The 21194-nt window shown below is 72.3% G+C and carries 17 protein-coding genes and 1 tRNA gene; 6 read left to right on the top strand and 12 right to left on the bottom strand.

Going from position 1 to position 21194, the window contains the following annotated elements; genetic code table 11:
* Positions 1-16: 16 nt before the first annotated feature.
* Together ACIQPQ_RS12650 and ACIQPQ_RS12655 are read right to left on the bottom strand one after the other, a co-directional pair.
* Complete coding sequence (locus ACIQPQ_RS12650; RefSeq protein ID WP_401302999.1) at positions 17-229, bottom strand: hypothetical protein; 213 nt, start codon at positions 227-229, stop codon at positions 17-19.
* 478 nt (positions 230-707) lie between these two features.
* A complete protein-coding gene (locus tag ACIQPQ_RS12655) occupies positions 708-995 on the bottom strand; it encodes a hypothetical protein (protein ID WP_401303000.1) in 288 nt (95 codons plus the stop codon).
* Positions 996-1262: 267 nt separating this feature from the next.
* Between ACIQPQ_RS12655 and ACIQPQ_RS12660 the strand changes: the two genes are divergently transcribed.
* Positions 1263-2228: a LuxR family transcriptional regulator gene (locus ACIQPQ_RS12660; RefSeq protein WP_383773240.1), complete on the top strand. Its 966-nt coding sequence runs from the start codon at positions 1263-1265 to the stop codon at positions 2226-2228.
* A 411-nt stretch (positions 2229-2639) separates the two neighbouring features.
* Here ACIQPQ_RS12660 and ACIQPQ_RS12665 read toward each other — a convergent pair whose 3' ends face one another.
* Both ACIQPQ_RS12665 and ACIQPQ_RS12670 read right to left on the bottom strand, forming a co-directional pair.
* Positions 2640-3416, bottom strand: a complete 777-nt coding sequence (locus ACIQPQ_RS12665) for an ABC transporter permease (RefSeq protein ID WP_401303002.1) — start codon at positions 3414-3416, stop codon at positions 2640-2642.
* Positions 3409-4380, bottom strand: coding sequence for an ATP-binding cassette domain-containing protein (locus tag ACIQPQ_RS12670; protein ID WP_383773244.1), 972 nt, complete (start codon positions 4378-4380; stop codon positions 3409-3411). The genes ACIQPQ_RS12665 and ACIQPQ_RS12670 overlap by 8 nt, the downstream gene beginning before the upstream one ends.
* A gap of 252 nt (positions 4381-4632) precedes the next feature.
* Between ACIQPQ_RS12670 and ACIQPQ_RS12675 the strand changes: the two genes are divergently transcribed.
* Together ACIQPQ_RS12675 and sbnB are read left to right on the top strand one after the other, a co-directional pair.
* Positions 4633-6861 (top strand): MMPL family transporter, encoded by a 2229-nt coding sequence (locus tag ACIQPQ_RS12675; protein WP_401303004.1) that lies wholly within the window; start codon positions 4633-4635, stop codon positions 6859-6861.
* A gap of 32 nt (positions 6862-6893) precedes the next feature.
* On the top strand, positions 6894-7925 hold the full coding sequence (sbnB, locus tag ACIQPQ_RS12680) for a 2,3-diaminopropionate biosynthesis protein SbnB (RefSeq protein ID WP_383773248.1): 1032 nt from the start codon (positions 6894-6896) through the stop codon (positions 7923-7925).
* A gap of 196 nt (positions 7926-8121) precedes the next feature.
* On the opposite strand, the gene ACIQPQ_RS12685 is transcribed toward sbnB, so the two are convergent.
* The 7 genes from ACIQPQ_RS12685 to galU form a co-directional block, all read right to left on the bottom strand.
* A tRNA-Ala gene (locus ACIQPQ_RS12685) sits at positions 8122-8198 on the bottom strand.
* Between the two features lie 73 nt (positions 8199-8271).
* Positions 8272-9708: a gephyrin-like molybdotransferase receptor GlpR gene (gene glpR, locus ACIQPQ_RS12690; protein WP_401303005.1), complete on the bottom strand. Its 1437-nt coding sequence runs from the start codon at positions 9706-9708 to the stop codon at positions 8272-8274.
* Between the two features lie 183 nt (positions 9709-9891).
* Positions 9892-10569 (bottom strand): GNAT family N-acetyltransferase, encoded by a 678-nt coding sequence (locus ACIQPQ_RS12695; protein ID WP_401303571.1) that lies wholly within the window; start codon positions 10567-10569, stop codon positions 9892-9894.
* Entirely contained in the window at positions 10566-11168 is a 603-nt protein-coding gene (locus tag ACIQPQ_RS12700; protein ID WP_401303007.1) for a molybdenum cofactor biosynthesis protein B, read from the bottom strand. The genes ACIQPQ_RS12695 and ACIQPQ_RS12700 overlap by 4 nt, the downstream gene beginning before the upstream one ends.
* Positions 11165-11644, bottom strand: a complete 480-nt coding sequence (gene moaC, locus ACIQPQ_RS12705; RefSeq protein WP_383782514.1) for a cyclic pyranopterin monophosphate synthase MoaC — start codon at positions 11642-11644, stop codon at positions 11165-11167. Before moaC ends, ACIQPQ_RS12700 begins: the two co-directional genes overlap by 4 nt.
* Before the next feature lie 131 nt (positions 11645-11775).
* Positions 11776-13098, bottom strand: coding sequence for a gephyrin-like molybdotransferase Glp (gene glp, locus ACIQPQ_RS12710; protein WP_401303009.1), 1323 nt, complete (start codon positions 13096-13098; stop codon positions 11776-11778).
* Positions 13095-14006 carry a UTP--glucose-1-phosphate uridylyltransferase GalU gene (gene galU / locus ACIQPQ_RS12715; RefSeq protein WP_401303011.1) on the bottom strand — a complete coding sequence of 304 codons (912 nt, stop codon included), beginning with the start codon at positions 14004-14006 and terminating at the stop codon, positions 13095-13097. The genes glp and galU overlap by 4 nt, the downstream gene beginning before the upstream one ends.
* 92 nt (positions 14007-14098) lie before the next feature.
* On the opposite strand from galU, the gene ACIQPQ_RS12720 reads away from it, so the two are divergent.
* Positions 14099-14713, top strand: coding sequence for a 5-formyltetrahydrofolate cyclo-ligase (locus tag ACIQPQ_RS12720; RefSeq protein ID WP_401303013.1), 615 nt, complete (start codon positions 14099-14101; stop codon positions 14711-14713).
* A 69-nt stretch (positions 14714-14782) separates the two neighbouring features.
* Here the strand turns inward: ACIQPQ_RS12720 and ACIQPQ_RS12725 are convergent, their stop codons facing one another.
* On the bottom strand, positions 14783-17623 hold the full coding sequence (locus ACIQPQ_RS12725; RefSeq protein WP_401303014.1) for a penicillin acylase family protein: 2841 nt from the start codon (positions 17621-17623) through the stop codon (positions 14783-14785).
* A gap of 211 nt (positions 17624-17834) precedes the next feature.
* Between ACIQPQ_RS12725 and ACIQPQ_RS12730 the strand changes: the two genes are divergently transcribed.
* Positions 17835-19400: a potassium/proton antiporter gene (locus ACIQPQ_RS12730; RefSeq protein ID WP_401303015.1), complete on the top strand. Its 1566-nt coding sequence runs from the start codon at positions 17835-17837 to the stop codon at positions 19398-19400.
* Positions 19401-19808: 408 nt separating this feature from the next.
* The gene (locus ACIQPQ_RS12735; protein ID WP_401303017.1) at positions 19809-21134 is read left to right on the top strand and encodes an MFS transporter; all 1326 of its coding nucleotides are present in this window, start codon (positions 19809-19811) and stop codon (positions 21132-21134) included.
* Positions 21135-21194: the final 60 nt, after the last annotated feature.

Below are 21194 nucleotides of genomic sequence, written 5' to 3' on the forward strand. Positions count from 1 at the left end.
CCCCCGTCTACCCCGCTCAGGACCACTCGGGTTCGCGGAACATCTTCGGCAGGCCGCCGAGCAGGTCGGCGAAGGCGCCGGTCACGGCGCCGGTGACGGCCGGCACCGCGCCCGCGGCGGCCGGGCCCTTGGCGGCCGTTCCCTTGGCGAGCGGCTGCGCGGAGGCCGCGCCGGAGCCGAACGTGAGGGCGGAGACGACGAAGGCGGTGCAGGCCGCAATTCTGAGCATCGACCGCATAGCTAATTCCTCGTTTCAACTTGTCGGGAATTCCAAGGAGGAGCCCGCTCGGATTTCTCTGACGGAAAGTCCGGGGCATCTCGTCCGGTGCGATGATTCTTACAACCCGTCACCCCCGGGTTAAGGCTTTCGAGTGTCAGGGTCCTGCCGTGACAACGTCATGCCAGATTCTTTTCCGGGGACGCGGGAAGACGCCCGAAAAAGGGAATTGCCCATTCCCCCGACGGGCGCGGGAAGGGCGAAGAAAAGGGAGTTCAACATTCCGCGAACCGCGGACACCCCGGCCGCCCGACGCCCCGCAGGTCCGACACCCCGGCCGCCCGACGCCCCGCAGGTCCGGCGCCCCGCAGATCCGGCGGCTCCCCCAGCTCCCCCAGCTCCAGCGGACCGCGGGACGGCGCCGGGACGGAGCCCCCCTCACCCCGCCCGACCCACTCACCCCGCCCGCCCGCCGCGACCGGACCGACCGTCAGTCCACCCGCTCGTCCCGCTCGTCGCAGACGGCCTCGTGGATCGCCCAGCCGCGCAGCGACTCCCCCCGCAGCGACCGGGAGACCACCCGCCGGGCGGCGGCGTGCGCCGCGGCCTGCGAGGTGGCGGTCACGAACAGCACCAGCTCCGCGCCCTCGGCGCCGACCTCGGCGTACACGTGCTGGAGGCCGTCCCGCTCGCCGGCCACCGCGCGGACCGAGCGCCGCAGCTCACGGTCGTCGAGGGGCCGTACGCCCCGCGCCAGCCGGACATTAATCATGTACATAGCACGCTCACGCGGTCCCGCCACGGGCGCGCGCGGCCCGCCCGCGGGCTCGCGCAACCTGGCCGACAATCGGTCAACTTCGGGTGCAATCGCGCCACACGTGTCTCATTCCGGTTGGACAGCCCCAGGCTGTCACTGACGATCTACCTAGCCCGGGGGGACCGGGAGAGCGGGAGACCGGGTACGTGGTCCAAAGACGTACACAGGGGGCGAAGAGTGTTGCGGATTCTCGGGCTTGCATCAGATCCGGAAAGTCTGTATCGCGCCATGATCGCCGAGCCTCACCTCGACGTCCCAGGGCTCGCGTCGCACCTGGACTGGGCCGTGGAGCGGGTCCGCCACGCCCTCGACGAGCTGGCCCGCCTCGCCCTGGTCCGCCCCTCGGGGGACTCCCCGGGCGCACTCCTGGTGGTCAACCCCGAGCTGCGGCTGACCGCCCTGCTCACCCAGGAGGAGGTGCGGCTCGCCGAGCGCCAGCAGGCGATCGCCAACAGCCGCCAGGCCGTCACCGAGATCATCGACAGCTACCACAACGCGGTCCGCAACCAGCGGGGCCTGGAGGTCGAGCGGATCACCGGGCTCGACATGATCCGGGCCCGGCTGGAGGAGCTGTCGCAGGAGTGCACGGAGGAGCTGAGCGCGTTCATCCCGCTGAGCAGGCACCCGGCGGACTCGCGGCGCGCGGTCCGGCCGCTGGACGAGAACCTGCTGGAACGCGGCGTCCACATGCGGAGCATCTATCTCCAGGGCTCGCTGAGCGACCCGGACATGACGACCCACTTCGACTGGCTGACCGACCTGGGCGGGCGGGTGCGCACGGTGGCCACCCTGCCGCTGCGGCTGATCATCTTCGACCGGCGGGTGGCCATGGTGCCCTCCGACCCGGAGAACACGGCGTCCGGGGCGCTGCTGCTGCGCGGAAAGGGCCTGGTCTCGGCGCTGTGCTCGCTGTTCGAGCACGTCTGGGAAGCCGCGACGCCGTACGGCCAGGAGCCGATCACCGACAGCCGCACCGGCCTGTCGAGCCAGGCCCGCGCGATCCTCAGCCTGCTGGCGCAGGGCTACACCGACGACGTGGTGGCCAGGAAGATAGGGGTCTCGGTCCGCACCTCGCGCCGGATCACCGCCGAGCTGATGAGCCAGCTCGGCGCCCGCAGCCGCTTCCAGGCGGGCGTCCTCGCCGGTGAACGCGGCTGGCTCCGCGGCGCCACCGCGGAGAGCGGCCCCAGCTGACCTCCGCAGGACACGACAAGGCGGTACGGGAGCAGACGGCCGTACGGCACCACACGTCCGTACGGCGTGACACAGCCGTACGTGATCACACAGCCGTACGGGACCCCGTCGCCGTACCCGCCGCCGCTCCGCGCCGACGGCGAGATCCGGGCATCCGGCGACGGGCGCGGCACCCCCGGACGGCACGGTCCGCGCCGGGGACGCCGGAGCCGGGCCGGCCCCCCGCCCGGCGCGGGAGGCACGGGACACGCGACCCCCGGCACCCGGCCGCCGTACGGCGGACTCCAGCCGTACGGCGGAATCCCGGCCCCCCTGGATCGCGCCACACGCGCGGCGCCCCGGCCGGGCGGCCGGAGCGGGTGTCGCGGCCGGGGCGGGTCCGCGCGGGCCGGGGGCCACGACACCCACCCCTCAGCGCGCCGCGGCCGAGCGGAAGGACCGCAGGGCCAGCGGGACGACGACCGCGAGCAGGACGCCGAGGGTGAGGACCGACGCCAGCTCCGGGTGGCGCACCGGGAGGCTGGCGCCCTCGGAGGCGGGCGCGTTGCCCCACAGCACCCGGCAGGCCTCGGCGACCGAACTGACCGGGTTCCACTCGGCGACCGCGCGCAGCCCGCCGGGCAGGCCCCGCAGCGGCATGAAGGAGTTGGACAGGAACGAGAAGAGCACCAGCGCGAGCGCGGTGACGCCGTTGATGGCCTCCATGTTGCGCATGGAGAGGCCGATGAGGACGCCGAGCCAGAGCATCGCGTAGGTGAAGGCGAGGATCAGCGCGAAGCCCGCGAGGGCCTCCCAGACGGTGCCGTGGATGCGCCAGCCGACGAGCAGCCCGACCCCGGCGACCGCGCCCATCGCGGCGACGGCGGTCACCAGGTCGGCCACCGTGTACGCGAAGAGCACCGAGGTCCGCGAGATGGGCAGCGAGCGGAACCGGTCGGTGAGCCCGGTGCGCAGGTCGGAGGCGACACCGAGCGCGGTGGCGCCGACGCACGCGAGGCCCACCTGGGCGAAGACGCCCGCCATGACGTAGTCGTGGTAGGCGCCGCCCTCGACGCTGATGACGCTGGCGAAGAGGTAACCGAGGATCACCACCATCGCCACCGGGGTCAGCGACACCGAGATGATCTTCTCCGGCGTGCGCCGCAGATGCGTCATCTGGCGTCCCGTCAGGGACAGGACCTCACTCATCGCCGCTCTCCTCGGCTCGGTCCGTACGGGCACTCGCCCCGGTCAGCTGGAGGAACACCTCGTCGAGCGAGGGCCGCCGCACGGCGAAGTCGGTCACCGCGACGCCCGAGCGCTCCAGTTCGGCGGCGGCGCGGGCCACCCCGCCGATGCCGTCGGCGAGCCGCACCGCGACCGTGCGGGTCTCGCGGTCCACGACGGGCGCCTCGGACACCGCCCGGCCGAGGGCCGCGGCCGCCGCGCCGAGGTCGTCGGCGCCCACGACGCCGACCTCCAGGCGTTCCTCGCCGACCTTGCGCTTGAGTTCGTCGGCGGTCCCCTCGGCGATCACCCGGCCGGAGCCGAACACGGTGATCCGGTCGGCGAGGTAGTCCGCCTCCTCCAGGTACTGCGTGGTCAGCAGCACGGTGACCCCGCGGGCGACCTGCTCGCGGACCTGCTGCCACAGCGTGATCCGGCTCGCCGGGTCCAGCCCGGTGGTCGGCTCGTCGAGGAACAGCACCTCCGGGGAGGCGACCAGGCAGGCGGCCAGGTCCAGCCGCCGCCGCATCCCGCCGGAGTACGTCTTCGAGGGCCGGTCGGCGGCGTGCTCCAGGCCGAACCCGTCGAGGAGTTCCGCCGCCCGCTCCCGCGCGCCGCGCCGCCCGAGCCCCATCAGACGGCCGATGAGGACGAGGTTCTCGCGGCCGGTGAGGAGTTCGTCGACGGCCGCGTACTGACCGGCCAGGCCGATCCGGCGGCGCACCTCCTTCGGGCTGCGCACCACGTCGTGGCCGGCCACCGTCGCCCGGCCGCCGTCCGGCGTGAGGAGGGTGGCCAGGGTGCGCACGGTGGTGGTCTTCCCGGCGCCGTTCGGTCCGAGCAGTCCGAGGACCGTGCCCGGCGGTACGCACAGGTCGACACCGGCCAGTACCTCGTGATCACCGAATCTCTTTTTCAGCCCTTCGGCCTGAATGGCGAATTCCATGCCCCTCCCCGCCCTCTGTGGATCTTTCCAGGTGTGTGTTCCGGGTATGTGTTCCGAGTGCGTTCATTCGATTTCCGAGGCTGGAAGGTAGCAGGATAAATACCGGCCAGGTGCCCGTATTGTCCGCTATGTCATGGCAGCACCATGCAGCCGCAGCATGCTGCCTCAAGGAGAACTACGCAGAGCCTCCGCCGCGCGCCAAGCTTTTTCTCGGAAACCCGCACCCCCCATGCCGCAGGAGAGAAGAAGCGAATGGCAGCCAAACGGAACCTCGCAGCCGCACTCGGCAGGTGGAGTGCCGAACACCGGAAGACCGCGGTGTTCGGCTGGCTCGTCCTGGTCGTTCTGGTGATGACGCTGGGCAGCTCCGCGGGCCAGGTCAACCTCACCGAGGCCGACTACGGAACCGGCGACTCGGGCCGCGCCGAGCGCATCCTCCAGGACGCCGGCCTGACCGAGCCCGCCGGTGAGCTGATCTACCTCCACAGTGACGAACTCACCGCCGACCAGCCCGCGTTCACCAAGGCGATCACCGACACCAAGGCCGCCGTCGAGGGCACCGGCCTGGTCACCCGCGTCCTGACCCCCGACACCACCGGCCTCGTCTCGTCCGACCGCCACGCCGTGCTCATCCAGTACGACGTCAAGGGCGACCCGGACACCGCCGCCGACCGCGTCCAGCCCGTCATCGACGCCGTCGGGAAGACCGACGACGCCCACCCGGACGTGACGCTCGGTCAGTACGGCGCCGCCACCGGCCTGAAGGCCATCAACGACAGCCTCGGCGAGGACTTCGTGCGCGCCGAGTACACCGCGCTGCCCGTCTCCCTGGGCATCCTGCTCGCCGTGTTCGGCGCGCTGGTCGCCGCCCTGCTGCCCATCGCCCTCGCCGTGACCGCCTGCGTCGGCGCCCTCGGCCTGCTCGCCCTGACCAGCCACGTCGTGCCCGTCGACGGCATGACCAACTCCATGATGTTCCTGATGGGGCTGGCCGTCGGCGTCGACTACTGCCTCTTCTACCTGCGCCGCCAGCGCGAGGAGCGCGAGGCGGGCCGCGACAACGCCACCGCCCTCCAGATCGCCGCCGCGACCTCCGGCCACTCGGTGCTGATCTCCGGCATCACGGTCTGCGTCGCCATGGCCGGCATGTTCCTGTCCGGCCTGACCGTCTTCGAGGGCTTCGCCATCGCCACCATCGAGGTCGTCGTCATCGCCGTCCTCGGCTCGATGACCGTGCTGCCCGCCCTCATGGCCATGCTCGGCGACAGGATCGGCGCGGGCCGCATCCCGTTCCTCGGCCGCCGCCGCGCCCGCCGCGTCGAGGCGGGCACCCCGCGCCGCAACAGCCTGGTGCTGCGCGCCGTCCTCGCCCGCCCCGGCGTCCTCGCCGTCCTCGCCACCGCCTTCCTCCTCGCCCTCGCGGCCCCCGCGCTCGGCATGAAGACGGAGAAGCTCGGCACCGACAAGCTGCTCCCCCCGGAGAACCCGATCGTCCAGGTCTCCCAGGACATCGAGCGCGACTTCCCCGGCTCGCCCGCGCCCGCCAGCGTCATCGTGAAGGCCGACGACATCGACTCCGCGCCGATGAAGCAGGCCATCGCCGACTTCCGCGCCCAGGCCGTCGCCTCCGGGCAGACCGGCAAGTCCATCGACGTCACCGTGCACGCCAAGGAGAACATCGCCGAACTCGGCGTCCCCCTCGCGGGCAACGGCTCCGACGCCACCTCCAAGAAGGCCCTCACCACCCTGCGCGAGGACCTGATCCCGGACACCTTCGGCAAGGTCGAGGGCACCACCGCGCTGGTCCGCGGCGACCTCGCCTTCTCCGTCGACTACAACGACCAGCTGAAGAAGAGCATCCTGCCGGTCTTCGCCTTCGTCCTCGGCGTGACCTTCCTGCTGATGCTGTTCTCCTTCCGCTCCCCCGTCATCGCCCTCACCTCGATCCTGCTCAACCTGCTCTCCGTGGGCGCCGCGTACGGCGTGATGACGGCCGTCTTCCAGCACGGCTGGGGCGCGGCGGTCGTCGGCACCGAGGGCATCGGCGCGGTCGAGTCGTGGATGCCGCTGTTCGTCTTCGTGGTCCTGTTCGGCCTGTCGATGGACTACCACGTCTTCGTGGTCTCCCGCATCCGCGAGGCCTACGACCGCGGCGAGTCCACCCGTGACTCCATCGCGCACGGCATCCGCTCCACGGCGGGCGTCGTCACCAGCGCCGGTCTGATCATGGTCGCCGTCTTCGCGGTCTTCGGCACCCTGGAGATGCAGGACTTCAAGCAGCTCGGCGTCGGTCTCGCGGTCGCCGTCCTGCTGGACGCCACCCTGGTCCGCGCGGTCCTGCTGCCCTCGGTGATGCTGCTGCTCGGCAAGGCCAACTGGGCCGCCCCGAAGTTCCTGCGCAAGGCCCGCCCCGCCTCCCCCGAGGGCCACGGCGACCCGGTCGCCACCGGCGGCCCGCAGCACGCGGCGGCCGGCCGATGACCACCACCCCCACCCCGACGGAAGGGTCCCCCGTGTTCGAGTTCAGCGTGGTCGGCGGCACCACCGCCCGCGAGGTCATCGCCCGCACCCGCCCCGAGATCGTGCGCGAGGTCCGCTCCACCTACCTCGCCCACGACGCCGGCCAGTCGGTCAACCCCGACAGCTACTTCCTGCGCTTCCCCGACAAGCCCGACGCCCGCATCATCGCGCTGCCCGCCTACCTCGGCGGGGAGCACGACGTCGCCGGCATCAAGTGGATCGGCTCGTTCCCGCAGAACATCGCGGACGGCATCCCGCGGGCCAGCGCCGCCCTGCTCCTCAACGACTACGCCACCGGCTACCCGTTCGCCCTGCTGGAGGCCTCGCAGATCAGCGCCGCCCGTACGGCCGCCTCGGCGGTCCTGGCCGCCGAGCAGCTGTCCGGCTCGCGCACCGCGGGGCACCTGTCGGTGATCGGCGGCGGCATCATCGCCCGCAACATCCTGGAGTTCTTCGCCGCGCAGGGCTGGCAGTTCGGCGGCGTCACCGTCCACGACACGATCCCCGAGTACGGCGAGGCCCTCGCCGCGCACGCCGCCGACCGGCTCGGCTACCGCACGTCGACCACCGCGAGCCTCGAAGTCGCCCTGCTCAAGGCCGACATCGTGGTCTTCGCGACGACGGCGGCCGAACCGTACGTCCTGGACGCGGGCGCCTTCGCCCCCGGCCAGGTCGTGCTGAACATCTCGCTGCGCGACATCGGCCCGGAGCTGATCCACGACGCGTACAACATCCTCGACGACGTCGACCACTGCCTGAAGGCGAACACCTCACCACACCTGGCGGAGCAGAAGTACGGCAACCGCGCCTTCGTCACCGGCACCCTCGCCCAGCACATCCGCGGCGAGGTCACCACGGGCACCGACAAGCCGGTCGTCTTCTCCCCGTTCGGCCTCGGCGTCCTCGACCTCGCGGTCGGCCTGCACGTCTACCGCGAGGCCCGCGCCTCCGGCGAGGCCGTCCCCATCGACGGCTTCTTCGGCGAAACCACCCGCTGGCCGACCCGCCCCCCACAACACGGCTGACCCACCCCCGCACCCGGAGCCCCCGCCGCACCCCTCCCGGCGGGGGCTCCGCCCTGCCCGGACGGAAGCGACCGACGACGGCCGACATGGCCCCGTGGAGCCCCAGAATTCCCCCGGAAACGACAAAGATCCCGCCCGATCTTCCGATCGGACGGGATCTCGTCCATGTTCCTGAGATTCACTCAGAAACTGTCGCTGGTGGACCTGTGGGGATTTGAACCCCAGACCCCCTCGATGCGAACGAGGTGCGCTACCAGACTGCGCCACAGGCCCTTGCAACGAGTGAAACTCTAGCACCCCGATCGGGGTGCTCAAAAATCCGTTCCGCGAGGCCCGGAGTCCGGGGTCATTCGTTGGCGGCGCGGGGCCGCTCGCCGTCGCCGTACTGGTCGTACTGGTCGAACAGGGGGGTGCGGGCGCGCCCCCGCGCGCGGCGGGCGGACGCGGCGCGGCGGGCGTCGCCGCGCTCGTCGCCGCCGTCCGCGCGGGCGGCGTCGTCCGGGTCGCCGTCCGCCGCGGCGGACCCGGCGGACGCGGTGGTGTCGGCACCGCGTCCGGTGGCCGGCTCGGCCGCCTCGTGCTCGGGGGTGACGGAGCTGGAGCGGGCCGAGCTCCAGGTGTCGGGGGCGCCGAGGTCGACCCCGGCGGTGGCGCGCGGCGCGACCGGCGCGGTGACGTAGGTGGGCAGCGGCACCGGTACCGGGTCCCAGCTGTCGCCGTGGCCGGGCCTGCGCTGCCGTTCGCGCTGCTGGTCGACCCACTCGGCGTGGTCGGTCTGCTCGACGAGGGCGCGGCGGTCCGCGGCCAGCGCGAGCAGTCCGGGGTCGGTGTCGGTGGCCTCGGGGCCGTCGTGGGGCTCCTCTGCGCCCGCGTCGGCGGCCGGGGCCCCGGCGCCGGGCGGGGTGGCGGCCTGGGCGGCGGCCCGGCGCCTCGGCTGCCGCTCACGCAGCCGCTGCGCGGCGACCTCGGCCCGTCGGCGGTCCATCTGGTAGGCGAACCGGCGCCGCTCCTGGGACCGCAGGTACGCGATGTACGTGCTGAGCAGGACCGCGGGCACGCCGGGCGCCCACAGGAAGGCGAGCCCGCCGACGGCCGCGACGACTGCGCCGAGGGTGAAGGCGAGGAAGAGGACCACGGTGGTACGGCGTCGGCGCGCGAGGACCTTCGTGCGCTGGGCGCGCGCCGCGGCCGCCTGGGCCTGCGCGGCGGCGACCGCCGGTGAGGGCGACGGGGACGGCGTGGAGCCGGACGGCTCGTGCGGGGCCGCGCCCGGTGCCTCGGACGGGGTGCGCCGGGCGTCGGGGACGCGGGGGTGCGCCGGGGCCGACTCCTGGGCGGGCTCCGCCAGATGACCGCGCGGGGACCGGGCGGGCTGTTCGCGCGCCGGGATGCCGGACTGCTCCCGCCCGGGGACGCCGGACGTGCCGGACGGCTCGCGCCCGTGGTCGCGGGCCGGTTCGGGCCGGGCCTGGCCGGGTTCCGGGACCGTGGCCCTGGCCTGGGGGCGGGTCGGGGGCATGGCGAAGGCCCGGACGTCCACCGAGTCGGTGGCGGTGCCCGGCACGTCGGCGTCGGGCTCCTCCTCGTCGGTGGAGCGCGCCCGCAGGTCCTTGGCGTACCGGCGCTCCATGCCCGCCCGTCCGGACAGCAGCCGGATGGCGGTGCTGAAGCGTTCCGTCGGACGGGCCTCGTTCAGCTCGTCCTGCCTACGGAGCCACATCGGCACCAAGTAGGCGGCCCAGGCCCCGACGATGACTGCGTAGATGAGGCCGCTGCTGCTCACGCCTCACACGGTAGAGGGGTTTGCCGGAGGCCATCCGCCAATTGAGCCGGTGTGTCGCACGATCTGGCTGATATTTCGAGCTTTTTTTGCGACTGGTGCGATCAGCAGGCCGCCGAAGCCGGGAATTCCCGGCCTTCGGCCCGCCTTCGGACGGTCACCCGAACCCGCTTTTCGAACATTTATTCAATTCATGGGGCCGGGGGGATTCCGGGGCGTGTCCGGGGTGTTCTGGGGATCGCGGGGCGCGTCCCGCGCCCGCGTGCGCCGCCACCGGCTCAGCAGTCCTTCCGGCACCTCCTCCGCGGTGAGGGCGAACACGAGATGGTCGCGCCAGGCCCCGTCGATGTGGAGATAGCGCGGCCGCAGCCCCTCCTCGCGGAATCCGAGTTTCTCCACCACCCGGCGGCTGGGCCGGTTCTCGGGGCGAATGCAGACCTCGACGCGGTGCAGTCCGACGGTACGGAAACAGTGGTCGACGACCATCGCCACGGAGGTCGGCATCACCCCGCGCCCGGCGACCGACTCGTCGACCCAGTAGCCGACGTGCCCGGAGCACATGGACCCCCAGGTGATGCCGGCGACCGTCAACTGGCCCACCAGGCGCCCCTGGTATTCGATGACGAACGGCAGCATGCGGCCCGCGTTCGCCTCGGAGCGCAGGTGCCGGACCATCTGACGGTAGGTCGGCCGGTGCGCGATGGGGCCGCTCGGCGCGGGCGGCGGGATCGTCGCCTCCCAGCGGCGCAGCCAGTCCCGGTTGCGCCGGTTGACCTCGCGCCAGGCGCGCTGGTCGCGCAGCCTTATGGGCCGCAGGACGATCTCGCCCTCGGTCAGGACGACGGGCCAGGCCGCGCTGTTCAGCTCGCACCCCCGGAAGCGGCACCGGGTCCGGTGCGGTCCTCCCCAGTGCGGTCCTCGCCGGTCTGGCCCGTGGCGGCGGGGGTCGCGCCGGTGTGGTCGCCGCCGCGGAGCTGGTCGACGGCGTGGACGAGGAGGGGGCCGAGCACGGCCAGGCCGTCCTTCACCCCTCCGGTGGACCCCGGCAGGTTGATGACGAGCGTGCGCTCGGCCACGCCCGCGAGCCCCCGGGAGAGCGCCGACGTCGGCACCTTCTCCCGGCCGTACGCGCGGATCGCCTCGGCGATGCCCGGCACCTCGTGGGCGATGACCCGGCGGGTCGCCTCGGGGGTGCGGTCGGTGGGCGAGATCCCGGTGCCGCCGGTGGTGACGATCACGTCGTACCCGGCGGCGACGCCCGCCCGCAGCGCCGCCTCGACGGGGTCGCCGTCGGGAACGACCTCCGGGCCGTCCACGGCGAAGCCGAGCCCGGTCAGGCCCTCGACGAGCAGCGGGCCGCCGCGGTCCTCGTAGACCCCGGCCGCGGCCCGGTTGGAGGCGGTGACGACGAGAGCGGCGTACGGCGCCGAGCGGGCGCCGCCGGTCGACGGGACGGGGCTCATGTCCGGCTCCAGTCGCCCGACTTGCCGCCCGTCTTCTCCTCGACGCGCACGTCCGTGATGACCGCTCCCTTGTCGACCGCCTTCACCATGTCGACCACGGTGAGCGCGGCGACCGAGACGGCGGTGAGGGCCTCCATCTCGACGCCCGTGCGGTCCGTGGTCCGCACGGTGGCGGTGATCTCCACGGCGTCGTCCGCGACCGACAGGTCCAGTGTCACCCCGGACAGCGCCAGCGGGTGGCAGAGCGGCACCAGGTCGGGGGTGCGTTTGGCGCCCATGATGCCCGCGATCCGGGCGGTGGCCAGGGCGTCGCCCTTGGGGACGCCCTCGCCGCGCAGCAGCTCGACGACCCGGGGGGCCACCAGCACCCGCCCGCTGGCGCGCGCGGTGCGCGCCGTCACGTCCTTGCCGGAGACGTCGACCATGCGGGCGGCGCCCGCCGCGTCGAGGTGCGTCAGTCGGTCCTGCGTACTCATGCTCGTGTGCCGCTCCCGGTCCTGGCCCGCGGCGGTACGGCGCACGGGCCTGTCGTGCGCGACACGGTACCCCTCCGGGAGGGCTCCCACCGGACCGGACCGGCCCGCGGATGCGCGGGGGCCCGGCGGGCTCAGCCCAGCAGGACGACCTCGACGTCCGTCCCCGGCTCGACCGTCTCGACGTCCTCGGGGACGACGATCAGCGAGTCGGCGTGCGCGAGGGCCGCGACCAGGTGCGACCCGGCCCCGCCGACGGGCCGGACCGTGCCGTCGGCGTGGGTCGCGCGCAGGAACTGGCGGCGGCCCTTCGGCGAGGTCAGCGCCTTGTCGGCGGTGAGCGTCGCGCGCGTGGTGGGCCGGTGGACGTCGGGGAGGCCCATCAGCGTGCGGATCGCGGGCCGCACGAACAGCTCGAAGGAGACGTACGACGACACCGGGTTGCCGGGGAGGGCGAGCAGCGGGGTGTGGTCGGGGCCGACCGACCCGAAGCCCTGCGGTTTGCCGGGCTGCATGGCGAGCTTGCGGAAGTCGACGCCGGAGCCGGGCTCGTCCTCGTCACCCGCGTACGACAGCGCCTCCTTGACGACGTCGTACGCGCCGACGCTCACGCCGCCGGTGGTGACGACGAGGTCGGCGCGGACGAGCTGGTCCTCGATGACGGACCGCAGGGTCTCGGCGTCGTCGGCGACGGCGCCCACCCGGTAGGCGATGGCCCCGGCGTCGCGGGCGGCGGCGGTGAGGGCGAAGCTGTTGGAGTCGTAGATCTGGCCGCTGCCGAGGTCGCTGCCGGGCTGGACGAGTTCGCTGCCGGTGGACAGGACGACCACGCGCGGGCGCGGGCGCACGCGTGCCGTGCCGCGGCCGATGGCGGCGAGGAGGGCGATCTGCGGCGGACCGAGGACCGTCCCGGCGGCCAGCGCGCGGTCACCGGCGCGGACGTCGCTGCCCTGAGCGCGCACGTGCGCGCGGGCCTCGGCGGCGCGGTGCACGCGGACCTGGCCGGTGGCCTGCTCGGGGGCGAGGCTGCGCGCGCGCATGCCGTCGACGGGTCCGCCGCCGAGCCCGCCGTCGGTCCACTCCACGGGGACGACGGCCTCGGCGCCGGGCGGCAGCGGGGCGCCGGTCATGATGCGGGCGGCCTGTCCCGGCCCGACGTGGAGCAGGTCGGGCGCGCCCGCGGCGACGTCCCCGACGACCTCCAGGGCGGCCGGGTACTCCTCGCTCGCGCCCGCGACGTCCGCGACGCGGACCGCGTAGCCGTCCATCGAGCTGTTGTCGAAGGGCGGCAGCGACACCGGCACCGTGACGTCCTCGACCAGGACGCACCCCTGCGCGTCGGGCAGCTGGAGTTCGATGGGCTCCAGGGGGCGGACGGCGGAGAGGATGTCCTCCAGGTGCTCGTCCACCGACCACAGGCGGTCCTGACCGGCGGTGCGGGGCGCGGCGGTGCTCAAAGCTGCTGCATCTCCTCGGTGACGTAACGGCGGAGCCAGGTACGGAAGTCCGGACCCAGATCTTCACGTTCGCACGCGAGTCTGACAATGGCCCGCAGATAGTCTCCGCGGTCGCCCGTGTCATAGCGGCGGCCCTTGAAGACGACGCCGTGCACGGGGCCGCCGATCTTCTCGTCCTGGGCGAGCTGCTGGAGGGCGTCGGTGAGCTGGATCTCTCCGCCGAGGCCGGGCTCGGTGCGCTGGAGGATGCCGAAGACGGCGGGGTCGAGGACGTAGCGGCCGATGATCGCGTAGTTCGAGGGGGCGTCCGCCTGGGCGGGCTTCTCGACGAGGCCGGTCACCTGGACGACGTCGGAGTCCACGGTGGCCTCGACGGCCGCGCTGCCGTAGAGGTGGATCTGCTCGGGGGCGACCTCCATGAGCGCGACGACGCTGCCGCCGTACTGCTCCTGGACGTCGATCATGCGGCGCAGGAGGGGGTCGCGGGGGTCGATGAGGTCGTCGCCGAGGAGGACCGCGAACGGCTCCTGGCCGACGTGCGGGGCGGCGCAGAGCACCGCGTGACCCAGTCCCCTGGGGTCGCCCTGGCGAACGTAGTGGATCGTCGCGAGGTCGCTGGACTGCTGGACCTTGGCGAGCCGGGCCGCGTCGCCCTTCTTCTGGAGGGCATACTCCAGCTCGTAATTGCGGTCGAAGTGGTCCTCCAGGGGACGCTTGTTACGGCCCGTCACCATGAGCACGTCGTCGAGGCCCGCGGTGACGGCCTCCTCGACCACGTACTGGATCGCCGGCTTGTCCACGACCGGCAGCATCTCCTTCGGAGTGGCCTTGGTCGCCGGCAGGAACCGGGTGCCGAGGCCGGCTGCGGGAATGACAGCCTTGCTGATCCTGGGGTGCGACTGAGTCATGGCGGCAACCTTATCGGGTGGCTTTGTGCGGATTCTGTGGCTCCGGTCAATTCATGATCATATGAGCACACGGGAAGGGAGCGGAGTCACACATGAGCCACACCGAAGGCGGACCAGATTCTGACAAGCGTATGTTGCGGCGAGAGTTCCTGACGGTGAGGAACAGGTTGACGACGGATGAGCTGCGGGGGGCGGCGGAGTCCCTCGCCGAGCACGCCCTGGCCCTGCCGGAGTTGACGCGCGCGCGGACGGTGGCCGCGTACGTCTCGGTGGGCAGCGAGCCCGGCACGCTCGCCCTGCTGGACGCGCTGCACGCGCGCGGGGTGCGCGTCCTGCTCCCCGCCCTGCTGCCCGACGACGACCTCGACTGGGGCGCCTACGCGGGCGAGGGCAGCCTCGCGCGCGTGCAGCACGGCAAGCGGATGGCGCTGTTCGAGCCGGTCGGCGAGCGCCTCGGTCCGGACGCCGTCACGGAGGCCGACGTGGTGCTGCTGCCGGGTCTCGCGGTCGACGCGCGCGGCATGCGCCTGGGACGCGGCGGCGGCTCCTACGACCGCGTGCTGGCCCGTCTCGCGCGCGCGGGCACCGATCCCTCGCTGGTGGTGCTGCTCTACGACGCCGAGGTCGTCGAGGAGATCCCGGCGGAACCGCACGACCGGCCGGTGCGGGCGGTCGTGACGCCGTCGGGGGTACGGCGCTTCTCCTAGCCGGGTGACATGGGAAGGGCCCTCCACGCGCGCGTGGAGGGCCCTTCCCATGTCACCCGTGCGAGGCGGCTACGGCTTCAGCACCAGGGTGTCGCTGGTGCCGTCCTCGACCGCCTTCTCGCTGAACGACCAGTCGAGCAGTTCGCCCTTGGCCCACTTGTCGGTCTGGTCGGTGTAATGCGCGCTGAACGCGTGCCCCGAGGCGCCGGTGAGGTTGATCCACTTCGACTTGTCGAGGTCGGCGAGGTTGACCACCATGCGCATCGACGGCACCCAGACGACCTCGTAGCCGCCCGCCGCGTTCCAGCCGGTGGCGTTGACCGCGGCCTCGCCGCCGCCCAGCTTCCACGGGCCGCGGTTGAGGATGTCCTGGAGGACGCCGGGGCCGCTGGTGCCCAGGGTCTGGTTCTTCAGGAACAGGCGGTGCAGGCGGCCCCAGCTCCAGGTGTCGATGTCCTTGCCGAGCTTCGCCGTCAGCTCCCAGCGCGCGTCGATCATGGCGCGCTCGAAGAGCGCGGTCATGTTCTTGTCGGCGCCGGGGCGGGTGCCGGACTCGGGCGTCGTCCACCACTCGCTGTCGGGCTTCTGCATCAGGTCGCGGACCACCTGGAACCAGCGGTCGCCGCCGTCGGGCTGCGCCTGGTCGGCGTCGCGCTGGCCGCACTCGCGGACCTTGTCCTTCTTGTCGACCGGGCCGGTGGTGTCCACCGGGTCGACCCACAGGCACTGGCCCTCGACGCGCAGCTCCTTCGGCAGCTTGTGGCCGAAGGCCAGCTTCAGGATGTTGCGCCAGACGGCGTTGAAGTAGGCCGCGGCCGCCGAGTCGGCGTCCTGGGTGCGGTCCCAGCCCTGGAGCAGTTCCTGGGCGTCGCGGACGTCCGGGTCGTCCAGGTTGATCTTCAGCAGCTCGGGCACGATCAGCCGGGCGATCTCGCTGTCGTTGTCCATCTGCATCTGACGCATGTCGTCGGTGGAGATCTTGCCGTCGCCCTTGATCTTCAGCTTGATCAGGTCGGTGATCCGCTGACTGCGGGTTCCGTAGCCCCAGTCCGTGGTCAGCGTGTACGGGTAGTCGTCCGGGTCGACGACGGCCTGGTTGGCGGTGACGATGTAGCCGCGCTTCGGGTCGAACTCGTACGGCAGCTCGTCGAAGTCGAGGTATCCGGTCCACTTGTAGTCGGGGTCCCAGCCGGGTGCCGGGATCGCCCCTGTGGCGTTCTTCGCGCGCGTGGGGATCTTGCCGGGCAGCTGGTAGCCGATGTGGCCCTCGGTGTCGGCGTAGACGAGGTTCTGCGAGGGGACGTCGAACTTCTCGGCGGCCTTGCGGAAGCCGTCCCAGTCGGTCGCCTTGTTGATCGCGAAGACGGCGTCCATGGTGGTGCCGGGCTCCAGGGCGGTCCACTTGAGCGCGATGGCGTAGCCGTCGCCGCGGTCGGGGGCCTGGGAGTCGACGGTGGCCTTCTTGCCGACCTTGACGAGTTCGTCGTCACGGTCGGAGAGCAGCGGCATCTTGTCGGCGGTCTGCCGGACGACGATCTTGCGGGACGCTCCGCCGGCGACCTTGATGGTCTCCTCGCGGGTGACGAACGGCCGCACCTTGCCGTCGTAGTCGTAGCCGTCGCCGGAGAGCTTCTCCAGGTAGAGGTCGGTGACGTCGACGCCGGAGTTGGTCATGCCCCAGGAGATGTCCTGGTTGTGACCGATGATCACACCGGGCATCCCGGCGAACGTGTAGCCGGACACGTCGTACGCGCACTTCTCGGAGACCTTCCGGCAGTGCAGGCCCATCTGGTACCAGACGGACGGCAGCGCGGGCGAGAGGTGCGGGTCGTTGGCGAGCAGCGGCTTGCCCGTGATGGTGTGCTCGCCGCCGACCACCCACGAGTTGGAGCCGATGCCGTTGCCGTTGACGCCGACGGCCTCGGGGAGGTCGTCCAGGACGTCGTAGAGGCCCGAGAGCTGGCCCTCCAGGGCGGAGGCACCGGTGCCCGTGCCGGTGCCCGTGCCGTCGCCCGTTCCCGTGCCGCCGGAGAGGTCGCTTCCGCTACTGCTGCTGCCGGTTCCGTCGGAGTCGCCGGTGCCGCCCGTACCGCTGCCGCTGCCGGTCCCGTCGCCGCTGCCGCCCGGCTCGAAGGTCTTCGTCAGCTCGTCGTACTGGCCCTCCTGCACGATCGCCGTGTTCCGGTCGTACGGGTAGTCCGGGTACAGGTCGGCGATCTGCTCCGGGCCGAGACGGCTGGTCATCAGGGCGCGGTCGATCTCGTCCTGCATGTTGCCGCGCAGGTCCCACGCCATCGCCTTCAGCCAGGAGACCGAGTCGACCGGGGTCCACTGCGTGGGCTTGTAGTCGTTGGTGAAGCCGAGGGCCGCGTACTCCAGCGAGATGTCCGCGCCATCCTTGCCCTTCAGGTAGGCGTTGACCCCCTTGGCGTAGGCGTCGAGGTACTTCTTCGTGGAGGCGGACAGCTCGCTCTCGTACTCCTGCGCGGCGATCCGGTCCCAGCCGAGGGTGCGCAGGAAGGCGTCGTTGTCGACCTGGCTCGCGCCGAACATCTCGGACAGGCGGCCCGAGGTCAGATGCCGCCGGACGTCCATCTCGTAGAACCGGTCCTGCGCCTGGACGTAGCCCTGCGCCATGAACAGGTCCTCGTCGGAGGAGGCGTAGATCTGCGGGATTCCGTAGCCGTCCCGCTTCACGTCGACCGGTCCGGACAGGCCGGTGAGGGTGATCGAACCCTGGGTCTGCGGGAAGGAGGCACGGACGGTACTGATGGACCAGTAGCCGCCGTAGGCGATGCCTCCGACGAGGGCCAGCACCAGTACGAGCACGATAAGACGGGCTTTGCGCCCCTTCTTCCTGCCGGACTTGCCGGGCTTGTCACCCGATGTGGCGGTGGTGTCTGGGGGCATCGCTGTCCTTGCTGTCCTAACGCGAGCGGCAGGTCGGGCCATGACTGTGAATGAACGCTGGAGCAACCATAGGCGCAGGGGTCGGCGGGCCTTGACGCGGAGTCGGGTACCGGCACGGAAGGGTGTTCGATCTCGCCATCGGCCAACGTCAAGAAATCGTCAAGAGTTAGGTAAGGTAACGAAGTAGTCGGACCGCGGAACGGGGTGTTCCGTGTCCGATGTACACGTGTTCTCCCGCACGCGGGAGGCACGCGAGGGAAGGGAACCGCCGCTGACTGTCGACCATCTCAACCAGCTTCTGCTCGTCTGCTCGCTCGTCCTGCTCGTCGCCGTCGCAGCGGTCCGGATCTCCTCGCGCAGCGGGCTCCCCAGCCTGCTCGTGTACCTGGGCATCGGCGTCCTCATGGGCCAGGACGGCATCGGCAACATCCAGTTCGACAACGCCGAGATGACCCAGGTCATCGGGTACGCCGCCCTGGTCGTGATCCTGGCCGAGGGCGGGCTCGGCACGAAGTGGAAGGAGGTCCGGCCGGCGCTCCCGGCCGCCTCCGCGCTGGCCACGGTCGGCGTCGCGGTGAGCGTCGGCATCACCGCCACGGCCGCCCACTACCTGGTCGGACTGGACTGGCGGCAGGCGCTCATCATCGGCGCGGTGGTGTCCTCGACGGACGCGGCGGCCGTCTTCTCCGTCCTGCGCCGCATCCCGCTCCCCTCGCGCGTGACGGGCACGCTGGAGGCCGAGTCCGGCTTCAACGACGCCCCCGTGGTCATCCTGGTCGTCGCCTTCTCCACCGCGGGCCCCGTCGAGCACTGGTACCTGCTGCTGGGCGAGATAGCCCTGGAGCTGGCCATCGGCGCCGCACTCGGCCTCGCGGTGGGCTGGCTCGGCGCCTGGGGCCTGCGGCACGTCGCGCTGCCCGCCTCCGGCCTCTACCCGATCGCCGTCATGGCCATCGCCGTCACGGCGTACGCGGCGGGCGCCATGGCCCACGGCAGCGGCTTCCTCGGCGTCTACCTCGCGGCCATGGTCATGGGCAACGCCAAGCTGCCGCACTGGCCCGCCACCCGGGGCTTCGCCGAAGGGCTCGGCTGGATCGCCCAGATCGGCATGTTCGTCCTCCTCGGCCTGCTCGTCACCCCGCACGAACTCGGCGACGACGTCCTGCCCGCGCTGATCATCGGCCTGGTGCTCACCATGGTGGCCCGCCCGCTCAGCGTGGTGGCCTGCCTGACGCCCTTCCGGGTGGCCTGGCAGGAGCAGACCCTGATGTCCTGGGCGGGCCTGCGCGGCGCCGTGCCCATCATCCTGGCGACCATCCCGATGGTGAGCGGCGTCGAGGGCAGCCGCCGGATCTTCAACATCGTGTTCGTCCTGGTCGTCGTCTACACGCTCGTCCAGGGGCCCACCCTTCCGTGGCTCGCGCGCAAGCTGCGGCTCGGCGGCGACGCGGAGGCGGCCGACCTCGGCATCGAGTCCGCGCCGCTGGAACGGCTGCGCGGGCACCTGCTGTCGGTGGCGATCCCGCGGGGCTCCAAGATGCACGGCGTCGAGGTCAACGAACTGCGGCTGCCCGCCGGGGCGGCCGTGACCCTCGTCGTGCGCGACCGGGAGTCCTTCGTACCGCTGCCCACGACCGTCCTGCGGCGCGGCGACGAACTCCTCGTCGTCGCCACCGACCCGGTCCGCGACGCCGCCGAACGCCGCCTGCGGGCCGTGGGCCACGGCGGCAAGCTGGCGGGCTGGCTCGGCACGGGCGGCGACGTCCGGCAGGGCTGACACCCGTCGGTGCGGCGCGCGCGTGACGTACGCGTCACGCGCGTGAGGCGTACGGGACGGCCACGTATGCGCGTCACGCGCGCGGGACGTACGCGGATTGCGCGCGCGAGGCGCACGTCGATTGCGCGCACGTTTCGTACCGTTCACACCACCTTCATTCGGAGGGCGGGCGGTCCGTGGTGCTCGCTTTCACAGGTGCCACGCGCCGCCGCCCCTGTACGATGAAGGCACCTAGATCGAACCAACTCTGCCTGACGCAGAGCTGGCGCGACCGTATGGCGGCCGGAACACCTCTCGCGGTGGGACTGGTATCTACCGCAGTCCGCGCAAGAGGACAGCTCTCGGCGCTCCCGCGAGGCGACAGCCCGCCCCGGGACCGCGCTACCAGGCGGCAGAAAGGCACGGGCCGTGGCATCCACGGTCACCTCCGAGCCGTCGAAGGACTCGAAGGCCTCCCGCCCGGGATACGGGCAGTTGCTGCGCACCCGCGGCGCATGGACGTTCCTGCTCCCCGGCTTCGCCGCACGCCAGCCGTTCGCCATGCTCACGCTCTCCATCGTGCTCCTCGTGCAGCACACCACCGGCTCGTACGGGGCGGCGGGCGCCGTCGCGGCCGTCACCGGAGTATCCATGGCGCTGTGCGCGCCCTACACCGGCCGTCTCGCCGACCGGCACGGCCAGCGCGCCGTCCTGGTGCCCGGGGTGCTGGTGCACACGGTCGCGGGCCTCACCCTGACCGGACTCGCCCTCGCCGACGCCCCGCTGTGGGCGCTGTTCGCGGCGGCCGTGCCCACCGGCGCCTCCGTGCCGCAGGTCGGCCCCATGGTGCGGGCCCGCTGGGGCGTCAAGCTGAAGGGCTCGCCCCTGATGACGACGGCGGCGGCCTTCGAATCGGTCACCGACGAGTTCACCTTCGTCGTCGGACCGCTCCTGGCGACCGCCCTGTGCACCACCGTGAACCCGGCGGCCGGACTGGTCACCGAGGCCGCGCTCACCCTGGTGGGCGGCCTGCTCTTCGCCGCCCAGCGCGGCACCCAGCCCTCGGTCACGCCGTACGCCGCCGGACCGGCCGCCGGCACGGACGGTGCGGACGGGCACGCGCGCGTGCGGCCCGCCTCCGCCCTGCGCGTCCCCGGCGTGCGCGTGCTGATCGTCGCCTTCCTCGGCATCGGCTCCGTCTTCGGCGGCATGCAGGTGTCGCTCGCCGCGTTCACCGAGTCGATCGGCGAGCCCGGCCTGAACGGCGTCCTGTACGGCGTCTTCGCGGCCGGCAACATGCTGGCCGGTCTGGTCTGCGGCGCCGTCGCCTGGAAGACCGCCCCGCGCCACCGCCTCCTCGTCGGCTACACGGCCCTCGCCGTGACCGCGTCCGGCCTGTGGGCGGCGCACTCCGTGCTCGTCCTGGGCGGCCTCGGCCTCCTCGTCGGCATGTGCATCGCGCCCGCGCTGATCACCGGCTACACGCTGGTCGAGGGCCTGGTCCCGGCGGGCGCCCGCACCGAGGCGTTCACCTGGCTGACCGGCGCCGTCGCGCTCGGCCAGGCGGCGGCCGTCACCGTCGCCGGACAACTGGAGGACCGCCTCTGGGGCGGCGCCGGGTTCCTCGTCCCGATGGGCGGCACCCTGCTCGCCCTGGCCACCCTCGCGGCCCTGCGCACGCACCTGGTCGCACGGCCGCACGCGCGGACCGTGGCACGTGGCGTCGGTCACCGCGTGCCGGTCGCAGTGGACTGATCCCCGGGAATGCGTCACTATGGACCGTCGTTAGCACTCATCGAGTGAGAGTGCCAGGAG

It is taken from the genome of Streptomyces sp. NPDC091281 (assembly GCF_044757425.1).
In the GTDB taxonomy this organism is placed as follows: Bacteria; Actinomycetota; Actinomycetes; order Streptomycetales; family Streptomycetaceae; genus Streptomyces.